12 protein-coding genes are annotated in these 19,495 nt (G+C 56.4%); 6 read left to right on the top strand and 6 right to left on the bottom strand.

Annotation, left to right across the window (positions count from 1 at the left end; all coding sequences use genetic code 11):
- The first annotated feature begins 352 nt into the window (after positions 1-352).
- On the top strand, positions 353-3,457 hold the full coding sequence (gene ygfK / locus ABLV75_RS24785) for a putative selenate reductase subunit YgfK (protein WP_004103172.1): 3,105 nt from the start codon (positions 353-355) through the stop codon (positions 3,455-3,457).
- A 2-nt stretch (positions 3,458-3,459) separates the two neighbouring features.
- Positions 3,460-4,791, top strand: a complete 1,332-nt coding sequence (gene ssnA / locus ABLV75_RS24780; RefSeq protein WP_175438969.1) for a putative aminohydrolase SsnA — start codon at positions 3,460-3,462, stop codon at positions 4,789-4,791.
- A 98-nt stretch (positions 4,792-4,889) separates the two neighbouring features.
- Here the strand turns inward: ssnA and ABLV75_RS24775 are convergent, their stop codons facing one another.
- Positions 4,890-5,366 carry a 4Fe-4S dicluster domain-containing protein gene (locus ABLV75_RS24775; protein WP_004103174.1) on the bottom strand — a complete coding sequence of 159 codons (477 nt, stop codon included), beginning with the start codon at positions 5,364-5,366 and terminating at the stop codon, positions 4,890-4,892.
- Entirely contained in the window at positions 5,363-7,303 is a 1,941-nt protein-coding gene (ygfT, locus tag ABLV75_RS24770; protein ID WP_348855200.1) for a formate-dependent uric acid utilization protein YgfT, read from the bottom strand. The genes ABLV75_RS24775 and ygfT overlap by 4 nt, the downstream gene beginning before the upstream one ends.
- 510 nt (positions 7,304-7,813) lie before the next feature.
- Between ygfT and ABLV75_RS24765 the strand changes: the two genes are divergently transcribed.
- Both ABLV75_RS24765 and fdhF read left to right on the top strand, forming a co-directional pair.
- A complete protein-coding gene (locus ABLV75_RS24765; protein ID WP_004103176.1) occupies positions 7,814-9,289 on the top strand; it encodes a nucleobase:cation symporter-2 family protein in 1,476 nt (491 codons plus the stop codon).
- 133 nt (positions 9,290-9,422) lie between these two features.
- Positions 9,423-11,570, top strand: a complete 2,148-nt coding sequence (gene fdhF / locus ABLV75_RS24760) for a formate dehydrogenase subunit alpha (RefSeq protein ID WP_077252900.1) — start codon at positions 9,423-9,425, stop codon at positions 11,568-11,570.
- Positions 11,571-11,643: 73 nt separating this feature from the next.
- On the opposite strand, the gene ABLV75_RS24755 is transcribed toward fdhF, so the two are convergent.
- The 3 genes from ABLV75_RS24755 to ABLV75_RS24745 form a co-directional block, all read right to left on the bottom strand.
- Positions 11,644-12,249 carry an NTP transferase domain-containing protein gene (locus tag ABLV75_RS24755; protein WP_004103180.1) on the bottom strand — a complete coding sequence of 202 codons (606 nt, stop codon included), beginning with the start codon at positions 12,247-12,249 and terminating at the stop codon, positions 11,644-11,646.
- 65 nt (positions 12,250-12,314) lie between these two features.
- Positions 12,315-12,773: a (2Fe-2S)-binding protein gene (locus ABLV75_RS24750; protein ID WP_004103181.1), complete on the bottom strand. Its 459-nt coding sequence runs from the start codon at positions 12,771-12,773 to the stop codon at positions 12,315-12,317.
- Between the two features lie 12 nt (positions 12,774-12,785).
- The gene (locus ABLV75_RS24745) at positions 12,786-15,998 is read right to left on the bottom strand and encodes a molybdopterin cofactor-binding domain-containing protein (RefSeq protein WP_047721044.1); all 3,213 of its coding nucleotides are present in this window, start codon (positions 15,996-15,998) and stop codon (positions 12,786-12,788) included.
- 1,011 nt (positions 15,999-17,009) lie between these two features.
- On the opposite strand from ABLV75_RS24745, the gene ABLV75_RS24740 reads away from it, so the two are divergent.
- Together ABLV75_RS24740 and ABLV75_RS24735 are read left to right on the top strand one after the other, a co-directional pair.
- A complete protein-coding gene (locus tag ABLV75_RS24740) occupies positions 17,010-18,449 on the top strand; it encodes a sugar porter family MFS transporter (protein WP_004103185.1) in 1,440 nt (479 codons plus the stop codon).
- A complete protein-coding gene (locus ABLV75_RS24735) occupies positions 18,446-18,880 on the top strand; it encodes a PTS sugar transporter subunit IIA (RefSeq protein WP_004103186.1) in 435 nt (144 codons plus the stop codon). The genes ABLV75_RS24740 and ABLV75_RS24735 overlap by 4 nt, the downstream gene beginning before the upstream one ends.
- Positions 18,881-18,976: 96 nt before the next feature.
- Here ABLV75_RS24735 and uraH read toward each other — a convergent pair whose 3' ends face one another.
- Positions 18,977-19,387 (bottom strand): hydroxyisourate hydrolase, encoded by a 411-nt coding sequence (uraH, locus tag ABLV75_RS24730; protein WP_004103189.1) that lies wholly within the window; start codon positions 19,385-19,387, stop codon positions 18,977-18,979.
- Positions 19,388-19,495: the final 108 nt, after the last annotated feature.

Here is a 19,495-nt window from a genome sequence, read left to right as displayed (position 1 = left end):
CCCTATTGACGCTGCAACGAGGGTATCTCATCGATTATTTCCTCTGTTACCGCAGCAAAAATAAGCCGCCTGCTGAAATCACCGCCGAATAGCCGACATAAATTATCATTCTGATATTCCGGATCTGATTTTGAGAAATCTCGCCGAATGATAAAGCGTATTGATTTGAGTTCTCATTTACCCGTTATGGAATTATTCGCCCGGCATCGTCGAGTTTCGACCTGGTTCACAAATTAATTATTTCGCCGCCGCGGTTTGAATAACTGGTGTGATTGTTGCTCCTCTTTCGTTATCCGTCGGGATTATTACCACCGGCAATGTCGATCTTACAATGATATCTAAGGAGAGGGTTATGGGAGATATAATGCGTCCCGTGCCGTTTGAGGAGCTTTTAACGCGCATTTTCGACGAGTATCAGAGTCAGCGGACTATTTTTGGCATTCCCGAGCAACAGTTTTACACGCCGCAGGCGCAGAGGTCGATCGGCGTATTCGGCGAAAGCTGTGCGACGCCGCTCGGCCCGGCAGCCGGGCCGCATACCCAGCTGGCGCAAAACATCATTACCGCATGGCTCACCGGCGGGCGGTTTATCGAGCTGAAAACCGTACAGATCCTTGACCGGCTGGAGCTGGAAAAACCCTGTATCGATGCCGAAGATGAGTGCTTTAACACCGAATGGTCCACCGAATTTACCCTCAAGAAAGCCTGGGATGAATACCTGAAAGCCTGGTTCACGCTGCATCTGCTCGAGCAGGTCTTTCCGCTGGGCACCCATAAAGAGAGCAAGTCGTTTATTTTCAATATGAGCGTTGGCTACAACCTTGACGGTATTAAACAGCCGCCAATGCAGGAATTTATCGACAATATGATGGACGCCTCCGCCCATCCTAAATTCGCCCAGTACCGCGACACCCTGAACCGCTGGCTGCAAAATAGAACCTTTATCGATCGCCTACCAACATGCGCGCGCAAAGACGCGCTCGATAACCTTGCCCAGCGCGTGCCCGCCAGGCTGGTGGAAGGGGTGACCCTCTCGACGATGCACGGCTGTCCGCCGGATGAGATCGAAGCCATCTGCCGCTATATGCTGACGGAGAAAAACCTCAACACCTTTGTGAAGCTCAATCCGACCCTGCTCGGCTATCCACGCGTACGCCAGATCCTCGACGCCTGCGGCTTCGGCTATATCGGCCTTAGCGAAGAGTCATTTGACCACGACCTTAAGATCGACCGGGCACTGGAGATGCTGACGCGCCTGATGGCGCTGGCGAAAGAGCGCAGCCTTGGCTTTGGCGTCAAGCTGACCAACACCCTCGGCACCGTCAATAACAAGGGGGCGCTGCCGGGAGATGAAATGTATATGTCCGGCCGCGCCCTGTTCCCGCTATCTATCAACGTGGCCGCCCTGCTCTCGCGGGCGTTTGACGGCAAGCTGCCGATCTCCTATTCCGGCGGCGCCAGCCAGCTGAATATTCGCGAAATTTTCGAAACCGGCATTCGCCCTATCACCATGGCCACCGACCTGCTGAAGCCGGGAGGATATCTGCGCCTGAGCGAGTGCATGCGCGAGCTGGAAAAAGCCGACGGCTGGAACATGACGCAGATCGACGTCGAGCGCCTCAACGCGCTGGCGGAAAAAGCGGTGAGCATGGACTACACCCAGAAACAGTGGAAGCCGGAAGAGCGCATTGATACCGGCGAGCCTCTGCCGCTGCTTGACTGCTACGTCGCCCCCTGCGTAACGGCCTGCGCCATTAAGCAGGATATTCCGGAATATATTCGCCTGCTGGGCGAGCATCGCTACGCCGACGCGCTGGAGCTAATCTATCAGCGTAACGCGTTGCCGGCCATTACCGGCCATATCTGCGACCACCAGTGCCAGTACAACTGTACGCGCCTGGATTACGACAGCGCGCTCAACATTCGTGAGCTGAAAAAAGTGGCGCTGGAGAAAGGCTGGGACGAGTACCGCAGCCGCTGGCACAAACCCGCGGGCTCCGGCTCCCTGCACCCGGTAGCGGTGATCGGCGCAGGCCCTGCGGGTCTCGCCGCCGGATACTTTCTCGCCCGCGCCGGGCATCCGGTCACGGTTTTTGAACGCGAAGCCAACGCCGGGGGCGTGGTGCAGAATATCATTCCGCAGTTCCGCATTCCCGGCGAGCTTATCCAGCACGATATCGATTTTGTCGTCGCCCACGGCGTCAAAATTGAGTACGGCTGCGACCCGCATCTGAGCGTAGAAAAGCTGCAGGCGGAAGGTTTTCGTTATGTGCTGGTCGGCACCGGTACCGATAAAAACAGCGGCGTGAAGCTGCGCGGCGATAACCAGAACGTGCATAAGTCGCTGCAGTTCCTGCGCCAGTTCAACCGCGGCGACCGACTGGATCTGGGCAAACGCGTGGCCGTGGTCGGCGCCGGCAATACCGCGATGGACTGCGCCCGCGCGGCGCTACGCGTGCCGGGCGTGCAGAGCGCAACCATCGTCTATCGCCGTTCTCAGCAAGAGATGCCCGCCTGGCGCGAAGAGTACGATGAGGCGCTGCTCGACGGCGTTGACTTCGAGTGGCTATGCAACCCGGAACAGTTTAACGCCGACGGAACGCTCGTCGTACGCGTGATGAAGCTGGGCGAGCCGGATGAGAAAGGCCGCCGCCGTCCGGTAGAAACCGATGAGCTTCGCACGCTGAAAGTCGACTCCCTGATTACCGCCATCGGCGAGCAGCAGGACGGCGAAGCGCTGTCGGCAATGGGGATCCCGCTCGACCCGCAGGGCTGGCCGGTGGTCAACGCCGATGGCGAGACCAGCAAGCCGAACGTCTTTCTGATTGGCGACGTTCAGCGCGGCCCCTCTTCTATCGTCTCCGCTATCGGCAACGCGCGGCGGGCCACGGACGTGATCCTGGCGCGGGAGAATATCGCCAGCAGCTACGGGAATAAAGTCTGGAACAATGTCGATCCGGCGAAGGTGTATCAGCGTAAAGGCGCTATCGCCGTCACGCTGGTGGATAAAAACCAGCGCGAGGCTTTTGTCGAGCAGGAAGCCAGCCGCTGCCTGGAGTGCAACTACGTGTGCAGCAAGTGCGTCGACGTCTGTCCAAACCGCGCCAATATTTCCGTGGCCGTCCCGGGGTTCCAGAATCGTTTCCAGACCCTGCACCTGGACGCTTATTGCAACGAATGCGGCAACTGCGCTCAGTTCTGCCCGTGGCAGGGGAAACCGTATAAAGACAAAATCACCGTATTCAGCCTCGAGCAGGATTTTGTCAACAGCACCAATCCGGGCTTCTTCGTCAAGGGCGCCAGCGTCAAAGTGCGTCAGAACGACCAGACGTGGCAGCTGGAAATTAACGACCGCGGCCAGTTTAACGAGGTACCGGCCCAGCTAGACGCCATGTGCCGCATCATAAGCCATATTCATCAGCATCAAAGCTATCTCCTGGGAGGCGTTGAAGTATGAGTATCCTGATCCTGAAAAATGCCACCGCCGCGCAGATCTATCCGGCGAAAGTGTGGGAGAACGTCGATATTGCCATTGAGGATGATAAAATTCTCGCCGTCGGCCCCGGCCTGTGCCAGCGCTATCCGCAGGCGCAGGTGAAAGAGATGGGCGGGCAACTGGTAATGCCCGGCATGGTCTGCTCGCACAATCACTTTTATTCCGGCCTGTCCCGGGGGATTCAGGCTAATATCGCGCCCAGCCCGGACTTTATCTCCACGCTGAAAAACCTGTGGTGGCGCCTTGACCGGGCGCTGGACGAAGAGTCGCTTTTCTACAGCGGGCTGATCTGCGCCATGGAGGCCGTGCGTAGCGGCTGCACGGCGGTTATCGATCATCATGCGTCGCCCCACTATATCGCTGGCTCCCTGAGCCAGCTGCGCAACGCTTTTCTCAAAATCGGGCTGCGCGGGATGACCTGCTTCGAAACGACCGACCGCAACTTTGGCAGCCGCGAGCTGCGCGACAGCGTTGAGGAGAACATTCGCTTTGCCAGAGAGATCGACGCCGCCCGCGAAAAAGGAGAGCAACCTTATCTGGTGGAGGCCCATATCGGCGCCCATGCGCCGTTCACCGTGCCTGATGAAGGCCTGGCGATGCTGCGCGAAGCGCTAAAAGCCACCGGCCGCGGCCTGCATATCCACGCGGCGGAAGACCGCTACGATGTTTCTCACAGCCATCACCTTTACGGCAAGGACCTGCTGGTGCGGCTGGCGGAGTTCGACCTTATCAACAGTAAGACGCTGATTGCTCACGGTCTGTATATCTCCGATGCCGACGTGGAGCTGCTCAATGCGCAGGACGGTTTCCTGGTGCATAACGCGCGCTCCAATATGAACAATCACGTCGGCTACAACTACCGCCTGCCGCAGATCCGTAATCTGGCGCTCGGCACCGACGGCATTGGTTCCGATATGTTCGAGGAGCTGAAGTTTGCCTTCTTTAAACACCGCGACGCCGACGGGCCGCTGTGGCCGGACAGCTTCGCGAAGGCGCTGAGTAACGGTAATGAACTGTTGAATCGCAACTTCAACGCCCACTTTGGCCGCCTTGAGGCGGGCTATAAAGCGGACCTCACCATTTGCGACTATATGGCGCCGACGCCGCTGATCGCGGAAAATATCGCCGGACATATCGCCTTCGGCCTGGGAGCAAACAGCGTGCGCAGCGTGATGGTGAACGGCGTGATGATCTACGAGGATCGCCAGTTCAGCTTCGACTGCGAGCCGATATTCCGCGAAGCGCAGAAAGTGGCGAAAAAAATGTGGGCGCGAATGGATGCGCTCCCCGCATAGCCCGTGCAAAAATGCTAAACCGGCCTGACAAGCCGGTTTTTTTTGCAGACAGCGCGCGTGAAATGACCCGGCAGCTTACGCGCCGCCGGGCGCAACGTTTATAGCGACAGCAGCGCGGCAGTAGCGATATTGCGCTGCTTTTGCAGCGCTCTGAGCTGCTCTTCGGTCATGATACTCAGCGCCGCCGTCGGGCAGACATCAACGCAGGCGGGGCCGCGCTCGCGGGTACCGCAAAGGTCGCACTTGACGATAACCGGCGTCAGACCGGCCTCCACCTCGATGGTAATCGCCCCAAACGGGCAGGCGACAACGCAGCTCTGACAACCAATGCAGCGTCCGCCGTCGGCTTCAACTTTCTCCGCCCCCATACTCAGCGCCCCGGTCGGGCAGGCGCCCACGCAGGGCGCATTCTCGCACTGATGACACATCACCGGCACGCTAAGATCGTCGAGGCGCATCACCTTCAGGCGGGGATGGAACTCCGCCCCCGGCGCCACATGTTCCAGCGCACAGGCAACCTCACAGGTCCTGCAGCCGATGCAGGCCTGCGAACTGGCAACGATAAAACTGGTCATATCTCCTCCCGGGCCCTGAATTGCGTCAACATCTCGCTGGCCGCCTGCCGCCCGGCGACCATGGCGGTAACCACCAGGTCCGCCCCGGTCACGGCGTCACCGCCGGCAAAGATTTTGTCATGGCTGGTTTGCGTCGTTCCGCGCCCTTTTCCACCGGTGACTATCTGCCCCCAGCGGTCCAGCTTAATGCCGTGGCCGCGTAGCCACGGCATCTCGTGAGCCTGAAAGCCAAACGCCATAATGAGCACATCGGCTTGAAGTTCAAACCCGGAATCCGGGATCGGCTGCGGCCGGCGGCGGCCGTCCGGCCCCGGCTCGCCCATCTTCGTGCGGATCATCTCCACCGCGCAGACCTGCCCCTTACGGTTGAGCTGAATGCGCTGCGGCTGCACGTTAAACTCAAATTTCACGCCCTCTTCCCGCGCGTTCACCACCTCTTTTTTCGATCCGGGCATACTCAGTTCATCGCGACGGTAAGCGCAGGTCACGCTCGCTGCGCCGCGGCGAACAGCGGTGCGCAGACAGTCCATCGCCGTATCTCCCCCGCCAAGCACCACCACGCGTTTCCCCTTGATGTCGGTCAGCGGATACTCGGCGCTCTCTTCAAGCCCCATCACCTCGCGGGTGCTGGCAATCAGGAACGGCAGGGCCTGAATCACGCCGGGGGCGTTCTCTCCCTCCAGACCGGCGGCCATCAGACCGTAGGTGCCCACGCCGAGGAAGACGGCGTCATAGTTTTTCAGCAGATCGGCAAAAGCCACGTCGCGACCCACCTCCTGATTGAGATGAAAATTGACGCCCATGGCGCTAAAAATGTCGCGGCGCATCTCAAGCACCTTTTTATCCAGCTTGAACGGCGGGATACCGAAGGTCAGCAGACCGCCGATCTCCGGATGACGGTCAAAAACGTCAACGTGCACGCCCGCGCGCACGAGAATATCGGCGCAGCCCAGACCGGCAGGCCCGGCGCCGATCACCGCCACCCGCTCCGGTCGCGGGGCCACTTTGCCGATTGTCGGCCGCCAGCCCATCGCCAGCGCGGTATCGGTGATATAGCGCTCAAGGTTGCCAATGGCGACCGAGCCGCCTTCGTTCTTGAGCGTGCAGGCCCCTTCGCACAGCCTGTCCTGTGGACAGACCCGGCCGCAAATCTCCGGCAGGGAGCTGCTCTGATGGCATAACTCCGCCGCCTCGATAATCTTGCCCTCGTTCACCAGGCGAATGAAATCGGGAATATGATTATGTAAAGGACAGGTCCAGTTGCACCATGCCTTCTGCGCGCAGTAGAGACAGCGTTCGCTCTCGTACTCCGCATCGCACTCGCTCAGCGGCTGATAAATTTCCCGGAAGTGCTGCATGCGGTCATCGGCGGGCACTTTTTTCGCGCCAACGCGCGGAGGTTTATTGAGTATCGCCCGACGTCTTACGCCGCGAACGGCTTCCAGCGGGGTTTCCAGCGCGGAGCGGATCTGCCGCGCGGTACGCAGCTGGTTAATCGCGGCTTCATCCATCAGACGCAGCGCCTGGGTTGGACAGCTGGCCACGCATGCCTGCTGACCGGAAGGATGCTGACGGCAAAGATCGCATTTCTGCGCCAGCTGCGGCGCGTCGTCATCGTTGGCCACCATCTCAATCGCCCCAAAGGGACAGGCGATGACGCAGTTTTTACAGCCGATGCACAGCGCCTCTGTAAACTGAACGCTGTCGTTGGCTACGATCAGCGCCTGGGTCGGGCAAGCGCCGACGCACGGAGCGTCGTTGCAGTGGCGGCAGGTTGTCGCACTGCTGGCGTTGCGGTGGAAGAACACCCGAATACGCGGCAGAAAGTCTCTGCGCTGCTGGGGCCAGCTGTCCTGGCGATGAGAGGTGACGCAGGCCACTTCACAGGCGTGGCAGCCAATACAGTTTGCAGAATCGGCAACAATAAATTTATTCATTTGCTTCCCTTTATTATTCCAGGACTCACCGGGAAGCGATGCAATAATCAGGCGATTTTTTTCAGGGTATTCATATGCTGTTCATTTTTGCGAGCAGCCTCAAAAAAAAGTGCCCCTCAGCGTAACGGCGAGATAATTATCCACGCGCCCTGAGGGAAGATTATTCGCTGCGTTCTGGATTTAATCATGTTGATAATTCAACGTATCGTGCGTAATACCAAAATGAGATTATCCCTATCTCAATGTGATAGCGCACATTTTTTGCCAACGTGTCTTATTTAAAGATATGGCCCTCAGAGAGATATTCCGCCCTTTTTCCCGTGAGTTATTTCACACAATTCCCCTTCGATTCTCCGGATATTTATTTTTGGCACATCTTACGCATATCACTCAACGTGCGCGCAACACGCTGGTGAACGCATCAGCTCAGGGAGGCAGCGGCCTTCGAATCGTAACTTCGGCTCCGTTCACGTTTATACGGAGTGAAGTCGTACAGGAGATAACAACTTCATGAAAGATATCGCCAATTCCGCCTCACGCAACGGTCATTCAACCGCACCGGTTGATGAGGTTTTACCCGTTACGCAAATGATTCTTTATGGACTACAGCACGTGCTGGTGATGTATGCGGGCGCCGTGGCGGTTCCGCTCGTTGTGGGTAATGCGGTAGGGCTCCCGCCGGAGCACATTATTTTACTGATTAGCGCCGACCTGTTTATCTGCGGCGCGGCCACCATCGTACAGTCGCTGGGGGTCGGTAAGTGGCTCGGCTGTCGGCTGCCGCTAATCCAGGGTTGTACCTTCGCCGCGCTGATCCCGATGGTGTTGATCGGCAAGGAGTATGGGATCGGCGGTATTTCCGGGGCGGTGATCGTCTCCGGTATTTTCATCCTCTGCTGCGCCCCGTGGATTAGCAAGCTCATCCGCTTCTTTCCCAAGGTGGTCATGGGCAGCATCGTCACGCTTATCGGCATGTCTATTATGCCGGTCGCTGGCGGGTGGATCGGCGGCGGCAGCAGCGAGATGAGCGGCTTTGGCGCCCCCTTCTCGCTGCTGATGGCGGCGATTACTCTGGTGATTATTCTTAATATTTACACCTTTGCCTCCGGCGTGGTGAAAAATACGTCGGTACTGATCGGCCTGATTATCGGCACCGTACTCTGGAGCTGCTTTAAGCCTCTCGACTTTAGTCTGGTCCACGCCACACCCTGGCTCCATCTACCGACCCTGATGCCGTTTGCCAAACCTGAATTTCATATTATCCCCGTCGCCCTGCTATCAATGGTCATGGTGGTGGTCATGGTGGAAACCATGTCCTCAATGATGGCGACCGGGGATATCGTCGGGAAAAAAGTTGACGCGAAAATGCTGCGCAACGGCCTTAACACCTGCGGCATCGCGACCACTATCTGCGGCTTTTTTAATCTGTTTCCCTACGCCGCGTTCGCGCAGAACGTCGGCCTGATCGGTTTAACCGGGGTACGCAGCCGCTTTGTGGTGTCGGTCTCCGGTATCATTCTGATTCTGATGGGCGTGTTCTCAAGGATGGCGGCGCTGGTGGTGCTGATACCAAAGCCGATCCTCGGCGGCGCAGGCATCGTCATGTTCGGTATGGTGGCCGTCTCCGGTATTCGTACCCTGGGGCAGGTGAACTATCGCAACAATAATAACGGCATGGTCGTGGCGTTGACCCTCGGCCTCGGCATGATGCCGGTGCTGGTGCCCAATCTGTTTACCCAGTTTCCGCCGATGGTTCAGCTGTTTCTGCACAGCGGGATCACCATCGGTACCCTGACGGCTATCGTCGCCAACCTCACCCTCAACGGCAGCGTACCTTTCCGCGTTAACCACGAAACGCCGGTCCCCGATCCGGCCCCGCCGAGCTCAGCGGCGCGCAATATGGCCGTCAGAACCGTCAGAATGTGGCTCCTGCTGCGCAAAGTTCAGAAGGAGAGACAGCCTGAAGAAGCCCAGGAGGGACAGTAATGCCCACCCGAATCCTGTTTGCCTTGATCACCCTGCTGCTGCTGGCGATACCCGTCGTGCAGCAGGGAATAGCGCAGGGCCTTAGTTGCCGCTTTAGTTATGCCCTGCTGTTCTAAGTTTAAGGACCACTGCTATGAAGAGAGTAACGACCGTCTGCCCCTACTGCGCCTCCGGCTGCAAAATGCAGCTCACGGTAGAGGAGGGAAAAATTACCCGCGCCGACGCCGCGATGGGGAAAAACAATCAGGGCACTCTGTGCCTTAAGGGCTACTACGGCTGGGATTTTATTGACGACCCGCAGATCCTCACGCCGCGCCTGAAAACCCCTATGATCCGCCGCCAGCGCGGCGGCAAACTGGAATCCGTCTCCTGGGACGAAGCGCTCGATTATGTGGCAAATCGCCTCAGCGACATCAAGGCGAAATACGGACCGGACGCGATTCAGACCACCGGCTCTTCGCGCGCCACCGGCAACGAAACCAACTACATCATGCAAAAATTTGCGCGCGCCGTTATTGGTACCAATAACGTCGACTGCTGCGCACGCGTCTGACACGGCCCTTCGGTTGCAGGTCTGCACCAGTCGGTCGGCAACGGCGCAATGAGTAATGCCATCACCGAGATCGATAATACCGATCTGGTGTTTATTTTCGGCTATAACCCGGCGGATTCGCACCCGATCGTGGCGAATCACATCCTCAATGCTAAACGCAACGGGGCCAAAATCATCGTCTGCGATCCGCGCAAAATCGAAACCGCGCGCATTGCCGACCTGCATCTGGCCCTGAAAAACGGTTCCAATATTGCGCTGCTCAACGCCATCGGGCAGGTGATTATTGCAGAGGATCTCTACGATAAATCCTTTGTCGCCGGGCGTTCCGAAGGTTTCGAAGCGTATCGCAAAATCGTCGAAGGCTATACGCCGGAGTCGGTGGAAGCCATCACCGGCGTCAGCGCCAGGCAGATTCGCGAATGCGCGCGGCTGTATGCCACCGCCGGAAACGCCATGATTCTGTGGGGAATGGGCGTGACCCAGTTCTGGCAGGGCGTTGAAACGGTGCGTTCCCTGACCAGCCTGGCGATCCTCACTGGCAATCTGGGGAAACCGCACGTCGGCGTTAATCCGGTGCGCGGCCAGAATAACGTCCAGGGCGCCTGCGACATGGGGGCGCTGCCGGACACCTATCCCGGCTATCAGTACGTGAAATTTCCGGAGAACCGCGAGAAGTTCGCCAAAGCCTGGGGCGTCGGGAGCCTGCCGGAGAACCCTGGCTACCGCATCAGCGAGCTGCCGCACCGCGTAGCGCACGGCGAAGTGCGGGCGGCGTATATCATGGGAGAGGATCCGCTCCAGACCGATGCCGAGCTTTCCGCCGTGCGTCAGGCCTTCGAAGAGATGGAGCTGGTCATCGTCCAGGATATCTTTATGACCAAAACCGCCGCGGCGGCCGATGTGATTCTGCCCTCGACCTCATGGGGCGAGCATGAAGGCGTCTATACCGCAGCGGACCGCGGCTTCCAGCGGTTTTTCAAGGCGGTAGAGCCGAAGTGGGATCTGAAAACCGACTGGCAGATCATCTGTGAGATCGCCACCCGTATGGGTTATCCGATGAAGTACGACAACACCCAGCAGATCTGGGATGAACTCCGCCACCTGTGCCCCAATTTCTTCGGCGCGACCTACGAGAAAATGGGGGAACTGGGCTACGTGCAGTGGCCGTGTCGCGACGAGTCGGAGGCGGACCAGGGCACTTCGTATCTGTTTGCGGAACGTTTCTCCACCCCGAACGGGCTGGCGCAGTTCTTCACCTGCGAATGGCAAGCGCCGATCGATAAGCTGAGCGACGAGTATCCACTGGTGCTCTCCACGGTGCGCGAAGTGGGCCACTACTCCTGCCGTTCGATGACCGGCAACTGCGCGGCGCTGGCCAAACTGGCGGACGAACCGGGCTACATCCAGATCAACACCGCCGACGCAAAACGTCTCGGCATTGAGGACGAAGAACTGGTGTGGGTTCACTCGCGCAAAGGCAAGGTGATTTCCCGGGCGAAGATCAGCGACAGGCCGAATAAAGGGGCCGTCTATATGACCTATCAATGGTGGATCGGCGCCTGCAACGAGCTGGTCACCGAGAATCTCAGCCCGATAACCAAAACCCCGGAGTACAAGTACTGCGCCGTTAACGTTGAGCGCATTGCCGATCGGCAAGCCGCCGAAAGGTACGTCATTGAGGAATACAGCAAGCTGAAAGCCCGCCTGCGCGAAAGCGCCGCGGGGTAAAAATATCGCCCCGGCGGTCAATCCCCGGGGCGATATTGTCTCTGCTTATTTTTTCTGGTGACGTCCATCAACGCTATCCGACAGCCGTCAGATCCTTGCGGCAGCGGCGCGCGACCGCAAGATACTGCTGCGGAGTGTCTACATCCCAGTGAATTCCCTCATTCTCCACCGGGATAACGCGCACTGCCATCTGACCGATGACCTCCCTCAGGGTGACCTCTTCCGCCGCGTGGTTAATCAAAGATATCGCCCGCTGCGGCAGAAGTACCGGGTGGCCTTTACCGCGATCGTAAGCCGGAATGAGGCAGCTTTCCGCGTCGGCGTTGGCCCATAGCCTGCGGTACACGCCCGGCGTGACCTCCGGCATATCGCCCAGCGCCAGAAAGAAACGCGAAGCGCGGATATGGCTCACCCCGCACTGAATCGAAGAGAACATGCCCTCCTGATATCGCGGGTTAAAGACCACCTCAACGCCCGGATGGTCCTGATAGCACGCGGCCAACTCATCGCCGCGAAACCCCGTGACCAGCACCACCCGATCGCAGAACGCCAGGGCGCTGGCCAGGGCGCTATCCAGAATCGTTCCTTCGCCCCACGGCATCATCATTTTCCACTTGCCCATGCGGCTTGAGAGCCCGGCGGCCAGCATAATGCACTGCTTATCGAATTTTTTGCTCATTGTCATCCTCCTCCTGCGGCCGAAAAAGCGCCGCCGTCAACTGGTGACGGCGGCGCTTACGATGGTCAGGATTTCAGCACGGCTTTAATCGAGGTGATGATCGGCTGATATCCCGTACAGCGGCAGATATTCCCTTCCAGCGCCTCTTTCAGCTCATCGTCGCTGGGGGCCGGGTTGGCATCCAGCAGCGCTTTAGCGCTCATTAATACGCCGGGGGTGCAGAAGCCGCACTGAACGCCGCCGTGACGAATAAAGGCATTCTGCAATTTTTTGCCGACCGGATCGTGATGCAGCGCTTCGACGGTGGTGACCTCCGCCCCGTTGCACTGGGCGGCCAGCAGCAGGCAGGAGCAGACCGATTTTCCGTCCAGAATGACGGTGCAGGCGCCGCACTCACCCACCGAACAGCCCTCTTTGGTGCCGGTTAACTTGAGATCTTCACGTAGAAAATCGATCAGGCGGACATTGTCTTTAACATCGCGGGCAATGCGGATGCCATTCACTTTTAGCTCAATATGGTTCATGTTCATGGCTCCTTATTTCTTCTGCTCTGTCATGACTTCCTGCAGCATCTGCCGGAACATATCGATAAATACGGGGACTTTATAGGGGGCTGACCAGCGTCCGCCGATGGCTTTTTCTACCTTGTCGTGAAGCACGCCGGCCGCATAGTCGATGGTGGCGGCGTCTAGCGTCTTACCGGTGAGCGCCTGCTCAACCTCAGTCAGCCGCTGCGGTTTAGCCATCAGCGCGCCATCCACCAGACGGCACAGGCGAACCACGCCCTTATCGACCATGAACTGCCCGGTTAAGCTCTGGCGCGTAATGTTCAACGCATTGCGCCGGCCAAGCTGCAGATAGCGATTGATCAGCGGTTGCTGCGTCGGCGCCGGCAGGATAAAGCGGACCACCAGCTCATCGGGTTCAAGAAGGGTGCGATAGCCGCCCACGACGAATTCGCTGACCGGCATCCGGCGCGTTCCGCGCGCGCTGCGCAGCTCGACTTCCGCATCATAAATAATGAGCGGCGGCATGGAGTCCGCGCACGGGGCGGCGTTGACGATATTGCCGCCGATCGTTGCCCGATTGCGCAGCTGCAGGGAGCCGACGGTTTTACAGGCAGTGACCAGTAGCGGATAGCGTTGCTGAATCAACGGATGCTTAACCAGATCGGTAAAGCAGACGCCGGAACCAATTGAGACGCCACCCTCAACGTCAAAAATCTCCTTCAGCTCCGCCAGCCCGGCAATATTAACAAGCGGCACTTCGCCGGACAGCATCCGGGCCTGAACCAGCACATCGGTACCGCCGGCAATAGGCATGGCCCCCTTCTCGGCCATCAGCGTCAGAGCCTCTTTCAGGGTTTGCGGGACGCGCAGCGACAGGGTATTGAGGCGGTGAACCTGTTTCTTATCGCCCGATTCCAGCATCTGCTCGCTCTGGCGTTCCGGCTTCTTAAGGTTATAGCCGAGGCGAACCTGTTCAAGCGTCAGCGGCAGGGTCCGGTTGGGTCGGTCGATGGCGAAGCTCACCGCGTTGTTGAGGGCCGCAGCGCCCAGTTCGAGCACCGGTTCGCCGATAACCTTCGCCCCCATCGGGCCCGCTTTATCATAGTTTTCCACCGCGATGATATCGATGTGCGGCATATCCTTGATGGTCGGCAGCAGATAGGTATCGAAGTTTTCCGATTTCACCACGCCGTGCTCGGTGTTGAAATCCTCCAGCATGCCGTAGCCGATCATCCCCTGCAGCACGCCGCCGTAAACCTGGCCGCTAAAGCCAACCGGGTTAATGACTTTTCCCACATCGTGAGTGGCGACGACGTTATTGACGGTAATTTTACCGGTGCGCATATCCACCGCCACGTCGGCCAGCTGGCAGCCGTACACCCAGGTGAAATAGGGGCTGCCGCAGCCTTTCTCTTCATCCCAGTGAATATTCGGCGCCACGTGCCAGCCGTAGGCGGAGAGGTTTGCCCCGGTAGCCCGGGTCATATCGCACACCTGCTGGAAACTGAGACTCAGCTCCGGGTTGTGGCGGTTGAACACGTTGCCATTTTGCCAGGCAATATCGTCAATGCTCTGCGCTTTTAGCGTTTCCCTGACGGCGTCCGCCATGCGTTGTTTAATTTTGTTCGCCGCGCTCAGAATCGCCTGCCCGCCCATCAGGGTACCGCGCGAAGCGACCGTTGAGCCGCCGTCGGCGATCATCGCGGTGGCCGGTTCGCTAAACATCACCCGATCGAGCGCAATACCGAACGCTTCCGCCGCCAGCAGCGACATGGTGGTCTGCAGCCCCTGCCCGTTCTCGGATACCGAAGTGGAAATGTTCACGCTGGCGTCGGCATTCACCTGAATCAGGGCCGAGGACGCATCCAGCCCCTCCGCCCCCAGAGAGCAGCCGCGATGGCTCAGCGCGAAGCCAATCCCGTAGCGGATCGGGCCGCCTTCCGCGTTAAGTTTTTTATAGTGCTCGCGTTTGGCCTCATATTCAGCCTTGAGCAGCGTCTTCTCCAGCACCTCCTGCGCGGAGACGGTGTGTTCGCTGAAGACCTGCCCGGCCATGCTGGTATCGCCCTGCTTGAGAATATTGCGCAGGCGGAATTCGACGGGCGACAGGCCCAGTTCGCCCGCCACGTCATCCATCAGCGATTCGTTGGCGAAAATGACCTGCGGCGCGCCGTAGCCGCGGTAGGCCGAGGTGTAGTTGTTGTTGGTATACACCCCCACCAGATCGACGCGCACGTTAGGAATATTATAGGGGCCCGCCGCCTGGACGGAACTGCGCCAGGTGACAAACACCGTCTGGCCGCAGTAGCTGCCGCCATCGGCGATGATGTCAATTTTAATCGCCTGAATACGCGCGTCGTCGTCCACGCCAATGCGGTATTTCATCTTATAAGGATGGCGCTTGTAGCTCTCGCGCATCGACTGTTCACGGTTATAGGAGATCTTAACCGGCCGTCCGGTCAGGTGCACCAGCAGCGCCGCGCGGCAGGAGACATTATCGATAATGTCATCCTTACCGCCGAAGGAGCCGCCGAGGACCGAACGCTTAATATTGACTTTCGCCTGGGGCAGGTCGAGATATTTGGCAATCACCGCCCGGGTGCGGTGAGCGTTCTGAATCGACCCTTCAATGGTCATGATCTGTTCATTATTGTCCAGATAGGCAGTAATGGACTCCGGCTCAATATAGCCATGCTCCTGAAAACCCACTTCATATTCACGTTCAAAGATATGGGTGGAGGCGGCAAAGCCGGCTTCTATATCGCCCTTCGCCGTGTGGTGGCGATTGATGATATTGCTATCGAGTTCGCTGTGGATAAGGCGCGCCCCGGGCTTCATGGCCTCTTCCGGCGAAGTAATCGGTTCCCACGGGGTATAGGTGATTTTGATTTTATCGACGGCAATGCAGGCCGCCTCATAGGATTCCGCCGCCACGACGGCTACCACGTCGCCGCGGTAGGCGATCTCCTTGTCAATAATCGGCGGATGATCGGGAACAATCGCCCCCAGTTTACGCTGGCCGGGTATATCGTCCCAGGTGGCGATGCGCACGACCCCCGGGACTTTTTCCGCCTCCGACAGGTCGAGAGAATCAATACGCCCGGCAGGGATATCGACGTAGCGGCATACGCCATACAGCATATTATTCATGGTGATGTCATCGCCGTAGACAGCTTTACCCGTCACCTTGGCGAGCCCGTCTACGCGGGGCACCTCACTGCCAACAAGCACTGTATCCATATTATTCAGTCTCCACTCACAAAGAAAGATGACTGAATAAAGCAATGGCTATGCCACCTATAAATAAAGGGTTATTTGAGGGTAAGTTATGTGAAGCATCTCTAAAAAAACCTGCCGCTGAAATAATATGACATGGATAAGCCTGCCGGGTAATTATCAAAAAGAGAACAGGCGTATCACTATGATAATCGGTTGTTCTCAATTCTCTTTCCCGGGGCCGCCCCGCCGCTAATCATTGACGACATACATAGATATCAGCCTTCGCTTGCGGTCAAAAAGCGGACTCAGGAGATTAAGCCGTGAATGTTAACGCTCGCCACGGCAGCAGCTTTTTGCCATCAAATTTCGAATAAAAATTAAAATAATTTCAATAATGGAATTTAAGTTCCATAAAATATGCGGTAAACAAATGTGATATATATCATAATTTTAACAATACATCGGCATACTGATAGCTACACCCCCCATTTGCAAGCTAAAAAATTACTCTATATATCAGATGATTATAAACAAAGCCCTTGTATAAACAAGGCTGCTACACTTGCCTCACAAAACACACTCGAAACAAAACTTTCAAAATGTGATCTGTTTGCATTTTTATTTCACTTATTACGTCAATAATAACGTCTCACTAAACGCACTCTGCCCGCCTTAATGGCGCAGCAGAAATCCTAACCCCCCGGAGGATGCAATGAAGGAAGTGAGATCAGGATTTATCAGAACCGTTTATATTGGCCCACCCCTTTTCCACCCTCACGCTGCCGGGGACTTTCTGAACGTCGACCATCCCGGAGGACCCAGCCCCGCATCTACCGATGATTCATCATTAATCAAAAAGAAACCTCTTTGATCGGTTTTATTTAGCGCATAGCAATCGCGCTAAATAGTTGCACTAAGAACAAAAAATTATTTCATCCCGACCGTGCTTCGCCTGGCGCAAAGGCAGGCCATGACGGGGATGGGATGACACGTTTTTATCTCGTGCCGTTAATCAAAACAAAAGGTATAAAAATGTCTCTTATTATGAATCTGAACCTACAGCAGAGAAAACGACTACACCAGATAACCCTGGTTGCGACATTTGGCGGCCTGTTATTCGGTTATGACACCGGCGTTATTAATGGCGCATTTTCCTCTCTGAAACAATATATGGCGTTGACGCCGACCACTGAAGGTCTGGTCATGAGCGTATTGCTGATCGGCGCTGCGCTAGGCAGCGTGTTCGGGGGAAAATTCGCCGATTTCTTTGGCAGAAGAAAATACCTGCTTTTTTTATCCTTTATTTTTTTCATCGGCGCACTGATGTCCGCTCTGGCGCCAGATATCACCGTACTGCTTATTTCACGTTTCATCCTCGGCTATGCCGTCGGCGGCGCTTCGGTCACCGCCCCCACCTTTATATCTGAAGTCGCGCCAACGGAAATGCGCGGAAAACTCACTGGCTTAAATGAAGTCGCGATTGTCATCGGCCAGTTAGCCGCATTTGCCATCAACGCCATTATTGGCATCCTCTGGGGCCATCTGCCCGACGTCTGGCGCTATATGCTGATGGTACAGACCATTCCCGCTATCTGCCTGTTTATCGGCATGCTGCGTTCGCCGGAAAGCCCTCGCTGGCTCGTTAGCAAAAACCGCCATGAAGAAGCGCTGGAAATTTTAAAGCAAATCCGCCCGCTTGAACGCGCAACCAAAGAATTCAACGATATCACCACCTTAATTAAGGCCGAAGCCGATAAAAAGCTCCATTCGCAAAACGCCTTTATCACCATCCTTCAGACGCCATGGATTTTCAAACTCCTGCTGGTAGGGGTGATTTGGGCGGCGCTGCAGCAGACCACCGGGGTCAACGTCATTATGTACTATGGCACTGAGATCCTGAGCAGCGCCGGATTCTCCGAAAGAACCTCCCTCATCTGCAACGTACTCAATGGCGTGTTCTCCGTCGGCGGCATGTTATTTGGCGTTCTGTTCCTGGTCGATCGTTTTAAGCGTAAAACCATCATTATTTATGGTTTCGCGATCATGGCTACCCTGCACCTTATCATTGCCGGCGTAGACTACACCCTGGTCGGCGACATCAAAGCCACGGCCATCTGGCTGCTCGGCGCGATGTTCGTTGGCGTAATGCAGGGGACGATGGGCTTTATCACCTGGGTGGTGCTGGCGGAACTCTTTCCGCTCAAGTTCCGCGGACTGTCGATGGGCATATCGGTATTTTTCATGTGGGTGATGAACGCCATCGTCAGCTATCTGTTCCCATTATTGCAGGCCAAGCTCGGGTTAGGCCCGGTGTTCCTGATTTTTGCCGCGATTAACTACATGGCGATTATTTTTGTCGTCACGGCGCTACCTGAAACATCAAATAAATCGCTGGAGCAGCTGGAAGAAGAGCTGTCGGCCAATAAATCTTCAGCACGACTCAATGCAGCAACAAAGGAAAGCGGATTATGATCGATAACATTACGCAAGATAATCTTCATCTGTCATGCCGGGCGAAAAATAAAGCGGAAGTGCTGGCGATGATTGGCGCTGACTTTAAGGCCAGGGGTTATGTCAGTGAAGATTGCGTGGCCTTTCTTGCTGAAAGAGAGCGCCAGGTCTCCACCTTTTTAGGTAACGGCATTACGCTGCCGCATCTGCCTAAATCAGCCACAAACATCATAGTTAAAACCGGCGTTGAGATTTATCAGTTCCCTGACGGCGTAATCTGGGACAGAAATAACGTCATGTTCATTGCCATTGGCGTGATTGCTAAAGAGAGTGAGCACATTGATGTGCTAAGAGAAGTCGCGTCAATCTTTAGCGATGAAGTTATCGCCAGAGCGCTGTCATTGATTGCCAATAAAGCGGACTTTTTAAGGATCCTCCAGCAAAACCAATAAGCACGGCGCGCTACCGAAAGTCGTCAGATAAAAGCCTGCTTGTAAGCAGGCTTTTGTTTTTTATGGCGTGAGGTAAAGCGTGTTTATTGCGAGCGATCAGCTGCCTTTATAGGTGGAATAGCCATACTGGCTGAGCAGCAAAGGAATATGTAGCTTTTCATTGGTGCGCGTCACGGTAAAGAGAACCGGGATCTCCGGGAAAAATGAGGCCAGTTTCTGCTTATTGAAGTCATCGCCGGTTTTGAAGGTCACTTTGTAAATCCCCGGCTGCATATCCCCTTCTGCCGGATACAGCGATTTAATTCGGCCATCGTTGTCGGTTACGCCGCTTGCAAGCTCGGTCCATTTATTCGCCTGCTGTTTTTCCAGGGTCACCGTCACGCCCGAGGAAGGCAGCCCGGTTTGCTGATTGAGAATATGTACGCTGAGCGTCCCGGTGGGAGCACTAAACGCTGCGGGGATGAAAGACATAGCAGATAACAGAACCAGACCGGATAATTTTTTCACAATGTTTTCCTGTTGCGGATAATAACAATTAAACGTTAGCAGCTGGGCTGTGAAAATATATTCAATTTTTCGTGATAAACGCGGTTATGGAAACAAGCGCAGAATGCT

This window comes from Klebsiella sp. CN_Kp066 (assembly GCF_040065135.1).
GTDB lineage: Bacteria > Pseudomonadota > Gammaproteobacteria > Enterobacterales > Enterobacteriaceae > Klebsiella > Klebsiella oxytoca.
Note: the sequence above shows the minus strand (reverse complement) of the source record. Positions and strands in the feature narration are given on the sequence as shown.

What these genes read in the sequence shown, in the direction of transcription:
- ygfK (WP_004103172.1), top strand. Translation starts at nt 353, where the DNA reads ATGGGAGATATAATGCGTCCCGTGCCGTTTGAGGAGCTTTTAACGCGC.
- ABLV75_RS24775 (WP_004103174.1), bottom strand. Translation starts at nt 5,366, where the DNA reads ATGACCAGTTTTATCGTTGCCAGTTCGCAGGCCTGCATCGGCTGCAGG.
- ygfT (WP_348855200.1), bottom strand. Translation starts at nt 7,303, where the DNA reads ATGAATAAATTTATTGTTGCCGATTCTGCAAACTGTATTGGCTGCCAC.
- ABLV75_RS24765 (WP_004103176.1), top strand. Translation starts at nt 7,814, where the DNA reads ATGAAAGATATCGCCAATTCCGCCTCACGCAACGGTCATTCAACCGCA.
- ABLV75_RS24755 (WP_004103180.1), bottom strand. Translation starts at nt 12,249, where the DNA reads ATGAGCAAAAAATTCGATAAGCAGTGCATTATGCTGGCCGCCGGGCTC.
- ABLV75_RS24750 (WP_004103181.1), bottom strand. Translation starts at nt 12,773, where the DNA reads ATGAACCATATTGAGCTAAAAGTGAATGGCATCCGCATTGCCCGCGAT.
- ABLV75_RS24745 (WP_047721044.1), bottom strand. Translation starts at nt 15,998, where the DNA reads ATGGATACAGTGCTTGTTGGCAGTGAGGTGCCCCGCGTAGACGGGCTC.
- ABLV75_RS24740 (WP_004103185.1), top strand. Translation starts at nt 17,010, where the DNA reads ATGTCTCTTATTATGAATCTGAACCTACAGCAGAGAAAACGACTACAC.
- ABLV75_RS24735 (WP_004103186.1), top strand. Translation starts at nt 18,446, where the DNA reads ATGATCGATAACATTACGCAAGATAATCTTCATCTGTCATGCCGGGCG.